18 protein-coding genes are annotated in these 15,674 nt (G+C 63.5%); 10 read left to right on the forward strand and 8 right to left on the reverse strand.

Translation table 11 applies throughout. The features are described from left to right. Positions 1-335: 335 nt before the first annotated feature. Entirely contained in the window at positions 336-1,193 is an 858-nt protein-coding gene (locus LB568_RS30220) for a TIR domain-containing protein (RefSeq protein ID WP_224732071.1), read from the reverse strand. Between the two features lie 50 nt (positions 1,194-1,243). Between LB568_RS30220 and LB568_RS30225 the strand changes: the two genes are divergently transcribed. Beyond that, the gene (locus LB568_RS30225) at positions 1,244-2,200 is read left to right on the forward strand and encodes a toll/interleukin-1 receptor domain-containing protein (protein ID WP_224732072.1); all 957 of its coding nucleotides are present in this window, start codon (positions 1,244-1,246) and stop codon (positions 2,198-2,200) included. 24 nt (positions 2,201-2,224) lie between these two features. After that, complete coding sequence (locus LB568_RS30230) at positions 2,225-2,818, forward strand: hypothetical protein (protein ID WP_224732073.1); 594 nt, start codon at positions 2,225-2,227, stop codon at positions 2,816-2,818. A gap of 176 nt (positions 2,819-2,994) precedes the next feature. Here the strand turns inward: LB568_RS30230 and LB568_RS30235 are convergent, their stop codons facing one another. From LB568_RS30235 to hemC, 6 genes are all read right to left on the reverse strand, one after another. Continuing rightward, complete coding sequence (locus LB568_RS30235) at positions 2,995-3,732, reverse strand: glutamine amidotransferase (RefSeq protein ID WP_224732074.1); 738 nt, start codon at positions 3,730-3,732, stop codon at positions 2,995-2,997. Positions 3,733-3,750: 18 nt separating this feature from the next. Next, the gene (locus tag LB568_RS30240) at positions 3,751-4,230 is read right to left on the reverse strand and encodes a TerB family tellurite resistance protein (protein WP_023765947.1); all 480 of its coding nucleotides are present in this window, start codon (positions 4,228-4,230) and stop codon (positions 3,751-3,753) included. Between the two features lie 30 nt (positions 4,231-4,260). Continuing rightward, positions 4,261-5,862, reverse strand: a complete 1,602-nt coding sequence (locus LB568_RS30245) for a heme biosynthesis protein HemY (protein WP_224732075.1) — start codon at positions 5,860-5,862, stop codon at positions 4,261-4,263. 10 nt (positions 5,863-5,872) lie between these two features. After that, a complete protein-coding gene (locus tag LB568_RS30250) occupies positions 5,873-7,393 on the reverse strand; it encodes a COG4223 family protein (protein ID WP_224732076.1) in 1,521 nt (506 codons plus the stop codon). 109 nt (positions 7,394-7,502) lie between these two features. Then, positions 7,503-8,219 carry a uroporphyrinogen-III synthase gene (locus LB568_RS30255; RefSeq protein ID WP_224732077.1) on the reverse strand — a complete coding sequence of 239 codons (717 nt, stop codon included), beginning with the start codon at positions 8,217-8,219 and terminating at the stop codon, positions 7,503-7,505. Positions 8,220-8,221: 2 nt separating this feature from the next. Next, positions 8,222-9,148: a hydroxymethylbilane synthase gene (gene hemC, locus LB568_RS30260; RefSeq protein WP_140572940.1), complete on the reverse strand. Its 927-nt coding sequence runs from the start codon at positions 9,146-9,148 to the stop codon at positions 8,222-8,224. A 156-nt stretch (positions 9,149-9,304) separates the two neighbouring features. Here hemC and tsaD point away from each other — a divergent pair, with 156 nt between their 5' ends. The 7 genes from tsaD to LB568_RS30295 all read left to right on the forward strand — a co-directional run bounded on the left by tsaD (position 9,305) and on the right by LB568_RS30295 (position 14,185). Then, positions 9,305-10,390, forward strand: a complete 1,086-nt coding sequence (gene tsaD, locus LB568_RS30265) for a tRNA (adenosine(37)-N6)-threonylcarbamoyltransferase complex transferase subunit TsaD (RefSeq protein WP_224732083.1) — start codon at positions 9,305-9,307, stop codon at positions 10,388-10,390. Then, positions 10,387-11,424 (forward strand): NAD(P)H-dependent glycerol-3-phosphate dehydrogenase, encoded by a 1,038-nt coding sequence (locus LB568_RS30270; protein WP_224732078.1) that lies wholly within the window; start codon positions 10,387-10,389, stop codon positions 11,422-11,424. Before tsaD ends, LB568_RS30270 begins: the two co-directional genes overlap by 4 nt. A 22-nt stretch (positions 11,425-11,446) precedes the next feature. Then, positions 11,447-11,743, forward strand: coding sequence for a YciI-like protein (locus tag LB568_RS30275; protein ID WP_224732079.1), 297 nt, complete (start codon positions 11,447-11,449; stop codon positions 11,741-11,743). 35 nt (positions 11,744-11,778) lie between these two features. Then, positions 11,779-12,204 carry an EVE domain-containing protein gene (locus LB568_RS30280; protein ID WP_013892308.1) on the forward strand — a complete coding sequence of 142 codons (426 nt, stop codon included), beginning with the start codon at positions 11,779-11,781 and terminating at the stop codon, positions 12,202-12,204. Beyond that, entirely contained in the window at positions 12,159-12,884 is a 726-nt protein-coding gene (locus tag LB568_RS30285; RefSeq protein ID WP_263497324.1) for a class I SAM-dependent methyltransferase, read from the forward strand. Before LB568_RS30280 ends, LB568_RS30285 begins: the two co-directional genes overlap by 46 nt. A 125-nt stretch (positions 12,885-13,009) precedes the next feature. Next, entirely contained in the window at positions 13,010-13,426 is a 417-nt protein-coding gene (locus LB568_RS30290; protein ID WP_023765937.1) for a DUF1761 domain-containing protein, read from the forward strand. 15 nt (positions 13,427-13,441) lie between these two features. Continuing rightward, on the forward strand, positions 13,442-14,185 hold the full coding sequence (locus tag LB568_RS30295) for a glycosyltransferase family 25 protein (RefSeq protein ID WP_224732081.1): 744 nt from the start codon (positions 13,442-13,444) through the stop codon (positions 14,183-14,185). 21 nt (positions 14,186-14,206) lie between these two features. On the opposite strand, the gene gcvA is transcribed toward LB568_RS30295, so the two are convergent. After that, positions 14,207-15,139 carry a transcriptional regulator GcvA gene (gene gcvA / locus LB568_RS30300; RefSeq protein ID WP_140572935.1) on the reverse strand — a complete coding sequence of 311 codons (933 nt, stop codon included), beginning with the start codon at positions 15,137-15,139 and terminating at the stop codon, positions 14,207-14,209. Positions 15,140-15,304: 165 nt separating this feature from the next. On the opposite strand from gcvA, the gene LB568_RS30305 reads away from it, so the two are divergent. Beyond that, entirely contained in the window at positions 15,305-15,550 is a 246-nt protein-coding gene (locus tag LB568_RS30305; protein ID WP_013892302.1) for a hypothetical protein, read from the forward strand. Positions 15,551-15,674: the final 124 nt, after the last annotated feature.

Consider the following 15,674-nt stretch of genomic DNA (forward strand, 5'->3'; position numbering starts at 1 on the left):
TTGAGCGCTGAACCTAAACCGCTGGATCCGACGCCGGGGCCAATCGGTTTGCGCCTGCAACGGCTGAGATGGGGCCGGAGCGGAATGACCGTTCTCCGGCCGAACTCATCAGGAAACAGATATTCCGCTGCCGTCTGCCATCGGTTACCGCGTCATTGACGCGAGTTCCAAACGAGGTGATGCACCGCATCCGGACACCCGGATGCCTGCGGCCTCTTACGATGACCGCGCGCGCATCACTTGCGTCCGAATGGCTCAGGGCACAGAACGTACCGCCAGCACTTTTGGTTGGAATACAATCCTGCTTAGGAACGGCACGAATCGATGCGGTGCAGCTAGGTGTTCTGCCATCGGGCAGCCCGTTTGTCGTACGCTGCACGGAGCAGCTGACAGGCATGCTCCTCATCTCGACCAATGATCGGATCGAGCCACAGTCCCGGCCTGCCGCGGGGGTCGACAAAAACTAGGCAACCTTTTTCGTCGTCCTTCGTCGTGATTGAAATTGGAAGATCCTCGAAACGCGGGAAGATTGGGCTGGACGGACAAAGATCCTCGATTTCGTCTTCGAGTTGTTTCCTTCCGCATGCGAATGCCTTGTAGTGCTCCACCGGGTCGCCTTTCACTTGAACATCCCGCGCTTCTGTGATTGGAGCGCCGCAATCGGGGCAATGGTAACCGTCCAACTCGGCCCGTATCGTACCAATTTGAGCTTCCATCTCTTGAATTGCTTCGCCGTTCATTCGACGGATCAGTTGCGCCCTTTGCGTCGCGCCGTACAAATCAGGTCGCACCACCTGCAGCACCTGCATCGCGATATCGTTCACGCTGAGGTCGGAAGTGCGCACCGCCAGTTTGTCGGCGAGCGTTGGGCTGCGAGCGACGATCTGGCCTCTCGTCACACCGTGCCATATGGGCAGAATGGTTTTCCCACTGGTCACCTCACGGGATACGAGGCCCGTGAGTTCATAGTCCGTCCAGAATTTATCGAGGAAAGACGGGCTAAGGACGACAACTCCAAATTTCGAGTTGGCTAAACCCTGGTCGATAGAACGAGAGAGCGAGTCGCCTAGCGTCATAGTGAACTTGTCGTACCAAATAGCCACACCCGCATTTGCCAGCGCAATCGCTAAGGGCTCCACAAAGGCCTTTTTATCTTCCGAGGCGTGAGAGATGAATACATCCCATTGCTTCATTTGCTGAACCATTCCGTGTAAGGGTCTCAACCGGACAGTTGGGGGGGCTAATGTCAAAAATCTATGTGTCGTACACTAGGCGTGACGATGACTTCGCCCAAGGGCTCATGTTCGGTCTCCGGGAAGCGGGGCATGACATCACCATTGAAGGTACAAAGCTCACGCCGGGCATCAATTGGCGGGCTGAACTCAATGAGGGTCTTAAAGCCGCTGAGGTTTTCATCATACTTATTTCCGAAAGCACCATGCATTCGCAATACCCAATGATGGAACTAGGAACTGCTAGGGCATATGCAGAAACCTCCGGAAAGATGCTCATTCTCCCTATCGTACTTGGAGAACTCTCCCTTCCCACGATTGTCCAAGACATCCAGGTGATATTTGCTCAAGGACGGCAGCCTGAAGAGCTTGTTCCAGACATTAACACCGCGATTTCGGCATTTGAGGGGCGGCGCGCTGCTCAAGAAGTGGAGCAAAAAGAGATCGCACAGGCGGTGCAAGGTAACCTCGCGGAATTCGTCGATGAAGCCATCAAAACCCAGCAAGAGTACGAAAAGCAGCATAAGGACGCTGCGACAAGTTGGTATATCATTGGATATGGCAGCTTAGTTCTCGGGCTCTTTTCAACTGCTTACCTAGCTTACAAACTTATACAGTCAACATCTCCTGTGCCAGACTACCCACGAGCGATTTCCATTTCTCTTCTGAACGTCATTGTCATCGCAATATTGACGGCGCTAGCCCGTTATGCGTATTCACTTGGCAAATCCTATATGAGCGAGTCCCTAAAATCGTCAGACCGTATCCACGCTATACAATTCGGGAAGTTCTTCCTTCGCGCCTACGGCAGCAAGGCAAATAGTTCCGAAATTCGGGAGGTGTTCCAACACTGGAATATCGACCGAACTTCAACATTTTCGTCGCTGGACGCCTCTCAGATCGATCCGCAGATTGTGAACATGGTGGTTCAGATCGTCTCGGCAGTGACCGGCAAGAAAGAAAAGTAACTCCAAACTGACAGCAGCTGTCACATGACAAAGCAGGAACGGCCATATCGGGATCCGCACTCCATATTCAGCGATGAGCTGGATGCCATCCCCGGAAAGCTGAAGAAATTCCTCCAGTCCCATCCGAATGGGCCAGAGTACAACAAGACGTGGGAGTATTTTGCCTCGGCCTACAGTCGGATATTTGACAAGCTTGCCACGGAAGCGCTGGCAAACTGGCCCAGCTCAGAGGTCGCGCACGAAGTACTGTTCTACCTATGCAGGCACTCGCTCGAATTGTCGCTGAAGAACGCAATTCTTGGCTGCTCGGAGCCTGAGCTGCCAGATTTGAATGGCCATAGCCTGCTGCAGCTGTGGAGCCGGCTTCAGGCGTTGGTGAGGGACCACGGTTTCACGAGCGATGAAGATTGGACTAACCATTGCGGCCGCCTCATCCAGCACATCCATGACGTTGATCCTGATGGCGAGCGGTTTCGCTACCCTACGGATAAGGACCACAAGCGTTTCCTATTTACAAAGATGGATTTGGAGGGCTTGGCAGTCGCCCACTGGCACATAGGGATGGTCGCGGAAGCAAATGTCGAGATGGTAGATGCCCGGCGAGCAGGCAAGATTTGATAACAGCGCCTCCGGTATCTCGCCGCCTTCAGAAGCTCAGACAAGCGCTTCCTTTCGAATGGTTGCTACGGCCCGTCGTCGCCAAAGTCAGCTTTCTGCGCACTAGACGCGGCATCCCAAATGTCCGACATAGGGCGCAAAGCGGTCGTCCACGCGTCGGCGGTCAAGCTCGACTTTCAGAGCAATTGGGTCTTACTCTGTCTCACGGCTGGCCTGCCGAACACCATGCGCAAGAACTCGTCCAGCCAGCGCTTCAGATGTAAATCCCAGATCAGCCGGCCCCCCAAATGATCGCGGCCGGGCTGCGCGCCGGGCAGCTCGAAGCGATGCGCGCCGCGCACCACCCAGCGCTGCATCATCACCCGGGTCAATTCGCCATGGAACTGGATGCCCCAGGCATTGTCGCCATAGCGGAAGGCTTGGTTGGGATAGGTCTCCGCCGTCGCCAGCAAGATCGCGTCGCTCGGCAGCGAAAAGCCTTCGCGATGGAACTGGTAGACCATCTCGGGCCAGTGCATCAGCTTCTTGCCGGCTTCGGTCGCCTTGAGCGGATACCAGCCGATCTCGACCAGCCCTTCGCCGTGACCCTCGACTTTGCCGCCGAGATGATTGACCAGCATCTGCGCACCAAGGCAGATGCCAAGCAGCGGCCGGTTTTCCTTGAGCGGGATGTCCAGCCAGCTGGTCTCGCGGCGGACGAACTCGTCCTCGTCATTGGCGCTCATCGGTCCGCCGAACACTACCGTGCCTGCATGGCCGTCGAGCGTTTCCGGCAAGGCGTCACCCAGTGGCGGCCGGCGGATATCGAGGTCGAAACCCTCTTCGATGAGCATGTGGCCGACGCGTCCGGGGCTCGAATTCTCCTGATGCAGCACGATCAGGATTTTTGGCTTCGGGCTCGTTTGGCGCGGCATCGGCAGGCGGGATCCCGTCTATTCGTCGCTGGAGGTTCCGCGCGCGCCGGGCGCTTGCGCCGCCGCCTTGCGGCGCGCCTCGACCCGGTCGTGGCGCTCGACGCCGATCAGTTCGGCGACGCGCCACACCGTGTTGTCCTCGAGTTCATGCAGCTCGCCATCGGCATAGACGATCTCCCACATCAGGCCGATGAAGGCCTTGCGCCCATCCGCGTCGAGGTGGCGCTTGAGCACGCTGGTGAAGGCATAGAGGTCGATCGCCTCGTTGTCGGCGCGCTCGCCGGCGGCGGCGAGCGCCTCGAGTTCGGCACCGCTGATCGAGTAGCTCTGCGCCAGCACAGCCTTGAACCGCTCCCATTCGACATCCTGCCGCACGCCGTCGGCATTCATCACATGGTAGAGCAGCGCCGAGGCGGCGACGCGCGGATCGTCAGTGCTGGCATGCGTGCCGGAACTGGCCGGCAAGTCCCTGAGAAACGACAGAACACGTTCGAACATCAATTCATTCCCAACCGCCCGATGGCCAAATCAAAACAGCCGGAAGCGGCGCGGCGACTTCTCCGCCTCGTCGTCCGGATCGACGCCGGGATCGTCCGGCAAGCGCGTCAATTCTTCCGCCGGCTCCACGCCCTCGGCATCGGCCGGCACCGCCGCGAACGCCGCGGCCGTAACCGGCCTGACGTGGTCCTCGCGGCTTTCAGCTCCCTTGCCCGTCGCCTCGCTGCTCGCGGCGGCGTGTTCGATCACGTCGACCGGCGTTTCGCTGACCGGCTTCGCCAGCGCCTCGATGACCGGCACGGCGGCACCCGGCGTCTCATCCCGGCTGTCGATGAGCTGGCCAAGCCGCTCCATCGGCGCACGCCACTCGAAGGCATCGAGCCGGCCGGTGACCGGCGATACCGGCGCCCAGCGTTCCGAAACCACGCCGTCGGCGACCCAGGCCGGATCGCGCGGCGCCCGTACCGCCTTGGCGAGCAGCTGCCTGACCTTGCCCTGGTCTCCGGTCTCGGCTTCCTCGATGTCGGCGAGCAGCAGATAGGCGCCCTCTCGGCGGTCCATCCGGATCGCCGCCTCGGCCTCGCGGCGCGCGGTCGAAAAATCCTGCGCGTCGAGCGCGGCGCGCGCCACCGTCATCGACGATTCGGCGTGGTTCTTCTTCATCTCCTGCAGCTTCTTCGCCCGGTTGAGGCGGTCGAGCACGGCGTCGCCCGGCCTTGCATGGGTATAGAGCTCGGCGACCTCCGGATGCGGCTCGGCCTTCCATGCGGTCTCCAGGATCTTCGAGCCCCTGCGCACGTCGTTCTGCTTGAACAGTGCGGCGGCGGCGGCGACGGCAGCGGGGGCAAAGTCCGGCCGCAGCTTGTTGGCCTCCAGCGCCGCTGTCCTTGCCGCGTTGGGGTCGCTGTCGGCGAGCGACTGCGCCTTGGCGGTCAGCAGCACGGCACGGCGGCGGTTGGCGGCGTCGCGTTCGATCTGCCGTGTCGACTTCTGCGCATCGACCAACTTCAGGGCGCCGTCCCAGTCGCCGCGCGCGGTCAGCTCCTCCAGCGTCGATTCGGCGGCCCAGGCGAGCTGCGGCGCCATCACAGCGGCACGGCCGGCATAATGGCGCGCCGCGTTGCGGTCGCCCAGGCGCTCGGCTTCGAGATAAAGCCCTCGCAGGCCGAGCAGCCGCATTTCGGGATCGTCCAGCATGCTCTCGAATTTCTGCCGCGCGCCTTCGTGGTCGCCTTCGAGCAGCGACGCTTGCGCCTCCAGGAGATGGATCAGCGGTTCCTGGTCGGAGCGGATCAGCTTGGCCGCTTCCTTGGTCTTCTTGCGGGCCAGTGCGCCGTCGCCGGCGCCGGCGGCGATCATGCCGGTCGACAGCGCCTGATAGCCGCGGTCGCGGCGGCGCACGCGGAAATAGCGCGAGATGGTGTAGGGGCTGTTCCACAGCGACTTGACGAGCCACCACGCGATCATCACCGCGGCCACGACCGCCACGACGGCCACCGCCGCGACCATCAGGCTGACCTGGTACTGGTAGCCGTTGAAGGTGATGACCATGTCGCCCGGCCGGTCGGCCAGCCAGGCAAAGCCCAGCCCTAGCGCGAAGACGACGACGAGGAAGGCGAGCAGGCGGATCATTGTGTTGCCCTCATGCCTTCATCGCGCTGGAGATCAGCGCGTCGACCTGGGTTTCGACCTCGACGCGGGCCTTCAGTTTGCCGGCAAAGTCAGCGCCGGCGGTCTTCACCGCTGCCGGCAGCGTGTCGTATTCGCTGAGTGCCTTGGCGTAGTCACCCTGGTTGACCGCCACCTCCATGCGCGCGACCGTTTCCGGCGCGCCGGCCCCTTCCACGGCGCCAATCGGCCGGACCTTGACCAACGATTCGGCGCTCGACATCAAATTGTCGAGGAAGCCGGCATTCTGGTCGACCGGCGTTGCGGCGGCGACCATGGAATTGGCGGCGGCATCCATCTGCGATGCGATCTCGGCACGGGTCGGGACGCCCTTTTCGGCATAGGGCCGCAAGGTCGCGAGTTCAGGCGCGTTGGGCGAAATCGCGGCCAGCGTATCGAGTTCGGCCGAGAACGGCGCGCCACGGTCGAGCGCCGCCTTCAGCGCCGAGGCGGCGATGGCGAGCGCGATCTTCGGCTGCGAAGCCTGGGCGTCGACCTTGCCGGAGAGCTGCGACACCGACTGTTCGAGCGCGGCGAGCCGTCCGTCCTGGGCCTTCGCCGCCTCGCCTGCCGATTTCACCAGCGCATCGAGATCGGCCAGCTTTTCGTTGAGCGGGCCGAGATCGACCGGCGCCGCGCTGCCGGCCTTGCCGAGAGCCGCGACCGCGGTTTCGATCTGCTTGACCTTGTCACCGAGTGCGGCGAGCCCGGCATTGTCGCCGGCGCCGCCGGATTCAACCGCCGATTTCAGCGCCGCGACATCGGCCCTAACCTGCTCCAGGCCCGAAGAAAGCCCGACCAGCTTGGCCGCTGCATCGTTGTTGCCGCCGGCTTCTTTCAGGCCGGAGATTTCGCTCTTCAGCGAGGCGATGTCGCTATTGACGCCATCGAGCGAGACGCCGGCGCCGGAACCCGGCGCGCCGAGCAGACCGGCGAATTGCAGGCCGCCGGCGCCGATCAGCGCGATGACACCGCCGATGATGCCGGCGGCGAGGCCGTTGAGGCCGCCGCGCTTCGGCTGCGCTGCCATCGGTCCGCTCCTTGCGTCGGTTTTTCCCGCGCCTGCGTTGGTTTCACCAGTCTTGGTTTCACCAATCTTGGTGGTTGCGTCCTCAAAATTGTAGTCGGAAGAAGGCTTGGCGCGGTCGGATGGCGTGTCCGAGCCAGGATAAGGCATTTCCGGCTCGGCGGCCTTGGCCCTTGCCGCCGTATCCGCCCCGGATTGCCCCGCGGCGGCATCGGCATGTTCCCAGGGCTCGAGATCGACCTGGTCGGCATGCACCGGCTCTTCGGGAGCCTCCGGCTGCGAGGCGTTCGCGGCTTCCTCCGCCTTCGCCTCATCGGTCTGGGCCGCATTCCCAGCTGCTGCGTCCCCCGCTGCTGCATTCTTGCCGGCATCCTCGTCGACGATGCGCGAGACGGCACCCGGATCGAGATCGATGGTCACCGGGTCGCGGCGGCCTTTCGAGTGTCGCATCTTCGGCGTCTTGACCATGCCTGGGCTCCGCAAAATTCGCTTCGTCTCAACGCCTGGCGGCGCGTGATGGTTCAGAAGGGTCTAGCACATCACCAAGCGGTGAAAAGGGGCGGTGTGATGACGCGGGTCAGCGGGGCGCCCGCAAAAGTGCCAGCAGCGCCTCCTCGTCGGGCGTCGCGGCAATCTCGATTGCTTTGCCAGCGCTATAGTCAAGAGCAGCGGCGATGCGCTGGGAAAGCACCAAAAACCGTGTTTTTTCAAAGAGTAGTTTCAAGGCGGGCCTTGCGGCCAAAATCTGCATCGCGCCAGCCGCCTTGGCCGAATAGAGCAGCACCGCATCGACGGGTTGGCCTGACGTCAGCTCAAGGACGTCCTTGTCGGAACAACGCACCGCCGAAGTGTCGTAGGTCTCGACGGCGTGGACCTGGACGCCAGCGGCTTCCAGCCGCTGTTCGAACACCGGGAACCGCACGCGTCCGCAGAGATAGACGATCGTCTTGCCGGAAAAGGTATCGCCCATGTTTTCGGCCAGCGCCTCGGCATCGCCCGGACCCTCGCGCACCGACAGGAACCCTGCGTCGCGCGCGGCTTCGGCTGTCCGCTTTCCAACGGCATGGCAAGGCAGGGCCGCGAGCGCCGCGATGATTTCTTCCGAAGCATGACGCACGGCGTTGGCGCTGGTGATGGCAACGGCGAGAGCATCAGCCGGAATCTGACCGGCATCGGCAGGCAAAGCCGCCGTTTCGGTCAAAGGCAGGAGAATCGGCTGGAAACCCGCCTCCAGAACCCGCCGCGCCGTACGCGAAGCGCCCGGTTCCGGCCTGGTCACCAGCACGCTGGGCATTTTCACAGCCAGCCGTCGAAGAACTTTTCACCGGCCTTGGCCCGCACGGTCCTGGCGGCTTCCGTGCCGATGAGAGCGGCATCCTGCGCCGGCCCTTGCAGGTCGATCGTGTGCGACTGCGTGCCGTCGGGCGAGATGATCAGGCCGGCGAAAGAGAGCGTTCCGGCCTCGATCGCCGCGTAGCCGGCGATCGGCGTGCGGCAGGAGCCGTCGAGCGCCGCCAGGAAGGCGCGCTCGCAGGCGAGTGCCTGTCCGGTCGGCACGTCATGGATCGCCACCAGCATCTTTTCGACGGCGCGATCGCCGATGCGCGTCTCGATGCCGATCGCGCCCTGGCCCGGCGCCGGCGGAAAGACGTCGAGCGGGATCAGGTCGGTGACGACATGGTCGAGCCCGAGCCGCTTCAGCCCGGCATAGGCAAGGATGGTGCCGGCGGCGATCCCTTCGTCCAGCTTGCGCAGCCGCGTCTGCACATTGCCGCGGAACATCACCACGTCGAGATCCGGCCGCATGCGGCGGATCAGCGCCTGCCGCCTGAGCGACGACGAACCGACTTTTGCGCCGCGCGGCAGGTCGGCGATCGTCCTCGCCGCCTTGCCGACATAGGCGTCGCGCGCGTCCTCGCGCGGCAGGAAGGCCGAGAGTTCAAGGCCGTCGGGCAGTTGCGTCGGCATGTCCTTCGACGAATGCACGGCGATGTCGATGGCGCCCGCCAGCAGCGCCTCCTCGATCTCCTTGGTGAACAGGCCCTTGCCGCCGGCCTCCGACAACGGCCGGTCCTGGATGCGGTCGCCGCTGGTCGAGATGACGACCACCTCGAACGCTTCCGCCGGCAAGCCATGCGCGGCCATCAGCCGCGCCTGCGTTTCATGGGCCTGGGCCAGCGCCAGCGGGCTGCCGCGTGTTCCGATTTTCAAGGTTGTTTGCATGGCGCGCGGTCCGTGATAACCCCCGGCCAGTGCATTTTGCAGCCAAGTGGAGTCACTTGGCGTCGCAGAAATGCGGCTAGAATAACCGAGGCCTTCCGGGCTTTCTCCTAACGGGGAAAGCTTCACGATACAATCTTCGGAGACAGCGACGAATTGATCCGCGTTCTGGGCATTGAGACGAGTTGCGATGAGACCGCCGCCAGCGTCGTGGCCCTTGACGGCAATGACGCGCCGAAAATCCTGTCCAACATCGTGCTCAGCCAGATCGAGGAGCATGCCGCCTTCGGCGGTGTCGTGCCCGAGATCGCCGCGCGCGCCCATGTCGAGGCGCTGGACGGCATCGTCGAGGCCGCCCTTGCCGATTCGGGTGTGGCGCTGGCCGATATCGACGCCATCGCCGCCACCGCCGGTCCCGGTCTCGTCGGCGGCCTGATCGTCGGCTTGATGACGGCCAAGGCGATCGCCGCGGCGGCGGGCAAGCCGCTGATCGCCGTAAACCACCTCGAAGGCCATGCCCTGACGGCGCGGCTGACCGACGGGCTCGATTTCCCTTATCTGCTGCTGCTGGTTTCCGGCGGCCATACGCAGATCCTGGCCGTGCGCGGCGTTGGCGATTATCAGCGTTGGGCGACCACCATCGACGATGCGCTCGGCGAAGCCTTCGACAAGACCGCCAAGATGCTCGGCCTGCCCTATCCCGGCGGTCCGAACGTCGAGAAGGCCGCGCAGGCCGGCGACGCCACACGCTTTGCCTTTCCCCGTCCGATGAAGGGATCGGCGCAGCCCGATTTCTCCTTCTCCGGCCTCAAGACCGCCGTGCGCCAGACAGCGACGGCCATCGAGCCGCTGAGCGACCGGGACGTCGCCGACGTCTGCGCCTCGTTCCAGGCCGCGGTCGCCGATGCGCTGGTCGACCGTGTTTCTCGTGCGCTGGCGAGATTCAGCGAGACATTTCCCGGCACGAAAAGTCCGGCTTTGGTTGTCGCCGGCGGCGTCGCCGCCAACCGCACCATCAAGGCGGCGCTGGAACGGCTGTGCTCTCAGGCCGGCTTCACCTTCGTCGCGCCGCCGCTGAAGCTTTGCACCGACAATGCGGCGATGATCGCCTGGGCCGGTATCGAGCGGCTGCGCCAAGGCATGGCACAGGAGAACGGCTTCGATTTCGTGCCTCGTTCGCGCTGGCCGCTGGACAGCATCTCGGCGCCGATGGTCGGCTCCGGCCGGCGGGGAGCCAAGGCATGATTAAGGAGGGCATGATCGAAGAGAGCATAGGCGGCAGCGACCCTGTGCCAAGCGGCTGGCGCGTTGCCGTGCTCGGCGGCGGGGCCTGGGGCACCGCTTTGGCGCTGGCCATGCTGCGCGCCGGCCATTTCGTCCGCCTCTATGCACGCGACCCGGAGACCGTCGCCGCGATCGACCGCGGCGAAAATCCACGCTATCTGCCGGGCATCGCGCTCCAGGCCGGCATCGTGGCGACCAATAACATCCAAGCGGCGCTCGACGGTGCCGATTGCGTGCTGGCGGTGACGCCGGCGCAATCGCTTCGTGCCATGCTGACAGCCGCCAGGCCGCATATGCCGGCCGGCATTCCGCTTGTTCTCTGTGCCAAGGGCATCGAGCGCGACACCGGCGCCCTGCTGTCTGCGATTGTCGAGGAGATCCTCCCTGGAAACCCCGTCGCGGCTCTGTCCGGCCCGAGCTTCGCCACCGACGTTGCCCGCGGTCTGCCGACAGCGGTGGTGGTGGCGGCCCGCGACGAGGCGCTGGCGGCCGACCTTGCCGCCCGCTTCTCGGCCGAGAACCTGCGCTGCTATTCGAACGATGACCTGATCGGCGTCGAGATCGGCGGCGCCTTGAAGAACGTCTTTGCCATCGCCGCGGGTGCCGTTACCGGCGCCGGGCTCGGCGCCAGCGCCCAGGCCGCCATGGTGACGCGCGGCTTTGTCGAACTGCGCCGCATCGGTGCCGCCTTCGGCGCCCGTCCGGAGACCTTGATGGGGCTTTCCGGCCTTGGGGACCTGCTGCTCACCTGCGCGTCCGCCCAATCGCGCAACTTCGCCTATGGGCTGGCGCTCGGGCAAGGCAAGGAACTTTCCGGACTGCCGCTGGCCGAGGGCGTGCCGACGGCGGCCATCGCCGCGCGCATCGCCGCCGAGCGCAACATCGATGCGCCGATCATCGCCGCCGTCGCCGCCATACTGGACGGCACCATCACCGTGCGGCAGGCCGTGACGGCGCTGATGACCCGGCCGCTGAAGACTGAAACCAACGATTGATCTGACGACAAGGGAGAAGACCATGCTGTTTGCTTTTGTTTGCAAGGACAAACCGGGAAGCCTGCAGGTGCGCCTCGACACGCGGCCCGAGCATGTCGCTTTTCTCGAAGGATTGAATGCTGAAAAAAAGCTGGCCTTTGCCGGCCCGTTCCTCGATGCCGACGGCAAGCCCAATGGCAGCCTCGTCGTCGTCGAGGCGCCGGATTTGGCGGGAGCGCAGGCTTTGTCGGCAGCCGATCCCTACGCCAAGGCCGGGCTGTTCGAAAGCGTCGAAATCCGCCAGTGGAACTGGACCTTCAACAAGCCTGCGGTTAGTTAATCCTGCTCGCTGGTGCGCAAGGAGGAGCAAAAAGAATGAACTACTGGCTGTTCAAATCCGAACCCTCGGTCTTCTCCTTCGAGGCGTTGAAGGCCAAGGGCAAGGCCGGCACGCAATGGGACGGCGTGCGCAACTATGCCGCCCGCAACAATATGAAGGCCATGCAGATCGGCGATCTCGGCTTCTTCTACCATTCCAACGAAGGGCTGAACGTGGTCGGCATCGCGGAAGTCTGCGCGCTCGCCCATCCCGACAGCACCACCGACGACCCGCGCTGGGAATGCGTCGACATCCGTGCGGTCAGGGACATGCCGAACCCGCCGACGCTCGAGGAGGTGAAGGCCAACCCAAAACTCGCCGACATGGCGCTGGTGCGGCTCGGACGGCTTTCGGTGCAGCCGGTGACCCCGGCCGAATGGAAGGAAGTCTGCCGCATGGGCGGCCTGACGCCTGCTCCGTGACGGTTCTCACGCCAAACAGCGCGCAAAAATTCATCCTCGACAATACGGCGCTGATGGCGCCGCCGCATGTGCCGGAGATTCTTCTGCACCTCGCCGACGAGGCGCACGACCTCTGGCAGCGGACCGAGGACGAACTGGTCGAGATCGGCCTGCCGCCGCCCTTCTGGGCATTTGCCTGGGCCGGCGGCCAGGGCCTCGCCCGCCATGTCATTGACAGTCCCGGTACCGTGCGGGGCAAGCGCGTGCTCGACTTTGCCTCGGGCTCGGGCCTCGTCGCCATCGCCGCCGCCAAGGCGGGCGCCGCGAAGGTGATGGCCGCCGACATCGATCCGTTCTGCGCCACCGCGATCCGTCTCAACAGCGAGGCCAACGATGTCCAGGTCCAATTCCTCGGCATGGACTGCGTCGGCACCGATGCGGGCTGGGACGTGATCCTCGCCGGCGACGTCTTCTACGACAAGCCTTTCGCCGACCGGCTGATGCCTTGGTTCTCGGCTCTCAAGCGGCGCGGTGCCGATATCCTGATCGGCGATCCCGGCCGCTCCTATCTGCCGCGATCGGGGCTGGACCCGCTTGGCGTCTACGAAGTGCCGGTGACGCGGGCGCTCGAGGATGCCGAGGTAAAGCGCACGACTGTCTGGCGACTGCTTGACGCCGTCGCCGAACAGGCGTTTCCATGAATTTGTATCTGGAGCAATTCCAGGAAAAGTGTGAGCGGTTTTCCGTCTGGAATTGCGTCAGAATAAAGAGTTGGAGCGGTTCGCCGTTTCCATGAAACGGTGAAACGCTCTGGAGGGGGAAGCTCATGGATTTTTCGGCAGTGAACTGGCTGGCGGTGATCGTGGCCGCTATCGTTGCCTGGTTGTTCGGCGCGGCCTGGTACATGACGTTGAGCAAGCCGTGGCTCAAAGCCGCCAAGCTCGATCCGGCGACGATTAAGAAATCACCGCTGCCCTTCGTCGTCAGCTTCATCGCCGAACTGGTCATGGCCACCATCATGGCCCTGGTCGTCGGCGCGATGACCGGTGGTGAGCCGACATGGCTTGCCGGCCTTGTCTTCGGCTTCGTGCTTTGGCTGGGTTTCGTCGCCACGACGCTTTCGGTCAACCATCGCTACGAGAATTTCGGCTGGGACCTGACCCTCATCGACGGCGGCCATTGGCTGGGTGTCTTGCTGATCATCGGTGCGGTGATCGGCTGGTTCGGCGCCGTGGCAAGCTGAGACGACGGGTTGACGATGGCGGATGAGTCCGGATTTCCGCGCGACCTGGTGTTCACCCGCGTCTGTCACGTCAAGCAAGGCTATGACGACCGGCGCCGGCACATCGTGCGCGAGTTCGAGCGGCGCGGCGTGCCGGTCTACTTCTACACCGAATGGGACCGCCCAGACGTCACCCCGGAGATCCGCGCCGAACTGGTCGCTCCCGGCTTTGTCCACCCGCCTGCCGTCTCGCTGGCGCTGAAGCATGTCGGCATCTGGCGCGATTTCCTCGAAACCGACCTGCCCTATTGCCTAGTGTTCGAGGACGACGTTTTCCTCGCTCGCGACTTTGTCGCCAAGTTCCGCCAGGGACTGGCCGAACTCGGCGGCCCCGACCGCAAGGCCGTCATCTATCTCGGCAATGGCAGCAACTACTACACGCCGAGCTGGAAATTGCGGAAGGGTCAAAGGCTCTACCCCGCGCTGCATGCCAGATGCGCGGATTCCTACCTCATCACCCGCCCGGCCGCCGAAGCGCGTTGCGCCTGGATCGCCCGCAACAAGATATCCACGGTGATCGACCATCTGGCCGAACAGATGGATGAGGAATTGGGTGTTGAAATGCTGTGGTTCGAACGCCCCATTGTCGAGCAGGGCAGCGAAAACGGAGCTTTCCACACCTCCGTCGCCGGCAAACCGCATCCGCTTCTCTACAAGAAACTGAAATGGAAGTGGAAGAAATACACCCGCATGATCTTCGGCCACAACGCCCGGTCGTGAGCGAAAATCGGCCGTAACGGCCTATACCCTGTCCGTCGTGCGCGTCCTAGCCACTTCCTCCAGGATCCAGTCGCGAAAGGCGACGATGCGCGGGTCGTCGGCCATGGCCTGGGGATAGACCAGGAAATAGGCGAATTCGGGCGCGACCTTGATGCCAAGCTCGAAAGGCCGCACCAGCCGGCCCTCGGACAGGTCGTTGGCCACCATGGCGAAATCGGCGAGCGCGACGGCGTTGCCGTCGATCGCCGCCTGGATGGCATCCGAGGAATTGACGAAGACGATTGTCCGGCTGTTGTCGAAGTCGTCGACACCGGCCGCCGCCATCCACATGCGCCAGTTCGGCCATGTCACGCCCTGGCGCGCCCACTCGATATGGGCAAGCGTGTGGTGGAAGAGATCGCGCGGCTCGCGCAAGGGCGGCCCGGACGCCAAAAGGCCCGGGCTGCACACTGGAATGATGACGTTGTCGAACAGGCGGTGCGCGCACAGCCCCGGATATTTGCCGGCGCCGAAACGGATGCCGACATCGACATCGTCGAGATCGAAATCGCGCAGCCCGTAGGCGATGTCGAACCGGAGCTCGATGCCCGGCCGCTGCTTGCGAAAATCCTCGACCCGCCGCATCAGCCATTTTGTCGCGAACTGGGCGTCCAGCGTCACCTTCAGAAATTCCGTCCCACGCGCTATCTTGCGCGCCCGCATGGCGGCCCGGCCAAGCAGGTCGAGCGCATCGGTCGCGGCCTCGAACAGCACCGCGCCGGCCTCCGTCAGCCGGATCGTGCGGCTGGTGCGCGTGAACAGCACGATGCCGAGCTGATCCTCGATTTCCTTGATCTGATGGCTGACCGCGGCCGGCGTCAGGCCAAGCTCGTCGGCGGCACGGGTGAAATTGAGGTGCCTGGCCGCCGCCTCCAGCGTCCTCAGCGCCCGCGTTCCCGGCAGCAGGGTCGCCATCAGCGGGGGATCTCGGCGAAGCGGTCCATGGCGCTCTCAATCCTCAAAGAAAACTTGATGATCGAGCAAAAACTACTCGTTTCCTCCCAAGATTTCAATCAGGCATGATGGGGACATCGAAACACCATCAAACCAGATTTGATGTCCGGACGAACGGATGCCATCATGTCTCACACCGCTTTTCATCCTGCATATGCCGCCCGCCCGGCCCGGCTGGCGGCGATCCGTGCCTGGCTGCGTCAAGCCAGGGTAGCCGTCAATCTTCCGCACCAGAACGTCGAGGACCTGTCCGATCGCCAACTGCGCGATATCGGCGCCGGCCGCAAGGACGTCGCCCGGGCAATGGACCGCGAGATGGGCCGGCTGGGCCTTCTCGACATCGGCTGGCAACAGCCCAGGCGAAAGGAGTAGGGAGTAGGGAGTAGGGAGTAGGGAAATTAGACGGCATCGACGCGTAACCCTACTGCCTACTGCCTACTGCCTACTGCCTACTGCCTACTGCCTACTGCCTACTGCCTACTGCCTACTGCCTACT

The sequence above is a fragment of the Mesorhizobium sp. B263B2A genome (assembly GCF_020165775.1).
GTDB lineage: Bacteria > Pseudomonadota > Alphaproteobacteria > Rhizobiales > Rhizobiaceae > Mesorhizobium > Mesorhizobium opportunistum.

Excerpts from the sequence above, each read along its gene's own strand:
- LB568_RS30280 (WP_013892308.1), top strand. The coding sequence starts at position 11,779 with ATGAACTACTGGCTGTTCAAATCCGAACCCTCGGTCTTCTCCTTCGAG.
- LB568_RS30240 (WP_023765947.1), bottom strand. The coding sequence starts at position 4,230 with ATGTTCGAACGTGTTCTGTCGTTTCTCAGGGACTTGCCGGCCAGTTCC.
- gcvA (WP_140572935.1), bottom strand. The coding sequence starts at position 15,139 with ATGGCGACCCTGCTGCCGGGAACGCGGGCGCTGAGGACGCTGGAGGCG.
- LB568_RS30250 (WP_224732076.1), bottom strand. The coding sequence starts at position 7,393 with ATGGTCAAGACGCCGAAGATGCGACACTCGAAAGGCCGCCGCGACCCG.
- LB568_RS30230 (WP_224732073.1), top strand. The coding sequence starts at position 2,225 with ATGACAAAGCAGGAACGGCCATATCGGGATCCGCACTCCATATTCAGC.
- LB568_RS30275 (WP_224732079.1), top strand. The coding sequence starts at position 11,447 with ATGCTGTTTGCTTTTGTTTGCAAGGACAAACCGGGAAGCCTGCAGGTG.
- LB568_RS30245 (WP_224732075.1), bottom strand. The coding sequence starts at position 5,862 with ATGATCCGCCTGCTCGCCTTCCTCGTCGTCGTCTTCGCGCTAGGGCTG.
- LB568_RS30255 (WP_224732077.1), bottom strand. The coding sequence starts at position 8,219 with ATGCCCAGCGTGCTGGTGACCAGGCCGGAACCGGGCGCTTCGCGTACG.
- LB568_RS30305 (WP_013892302.1), top strand. The coding sequence starts at position 15,305 with ATGTCTCACACCGCTTTTCATCCTGCATATGCCGCCCGCCCGGCCCGG.
- LB568_RS30220 (WP_224732071.1), bottom strand. The coding sequence starts at position 1,193 with ATGAAGCAATGGGATGTATTCATCTCTCACGCCTCGGAAGATAAAAAG.
- LB568_RS30235 (WP_224732074.1), bottom strand. The coding sequence starts at position 3,732 with ATGCCGCGCCAAACGAGCCCGAAGCCAAAAATCCTGATCGTGCTGCAT.
- LB568_RS30285 (WP_263497324.1), top strand. The coding sequence starts at position 12,159 with ATGGAAGGAAGTCTGCCGCATGGGCGGCCTGACGCCTGCTCCGTGACG.
- hemC (WP_140572940.1), bottom strand. The coding sequence starts at position 9,148 with ATGCAAACAACCTTGAAAATCGGAACACGCGGCAGCCCGCTGGCGCTG.
- LB568_RS30270 (WP_224732078.1), top strand. The coding sequence starts at position 10,387 with ATGATTAAGGAGGGCATGATCGAAGAGAGCATAGGCGGCAGCGACCCT.
- LB568_RS30295 (WP_224732081.1), top strand. The coding sequence starts at position 13,442 with ATGGCGGATGAGTCCGGATTTCCGCGCGACCTGGTGTTCACCCGCGTC.
- LB568_RS30225 (WP_224732072.1), top strand. The coding sequence starts at position 1,244 with ATGTCAAAAATCTATGTGTCGTACACTAGGCGTGACGATGACTTCGCC.
- LB568_RS30290 (WP_023765937.1), top strand. The coding sequence starts at position 13,010 with ATGGATTTTTCGGCAGTGAACTGGCTGGCGGTGATCGTGGCCGCTATC.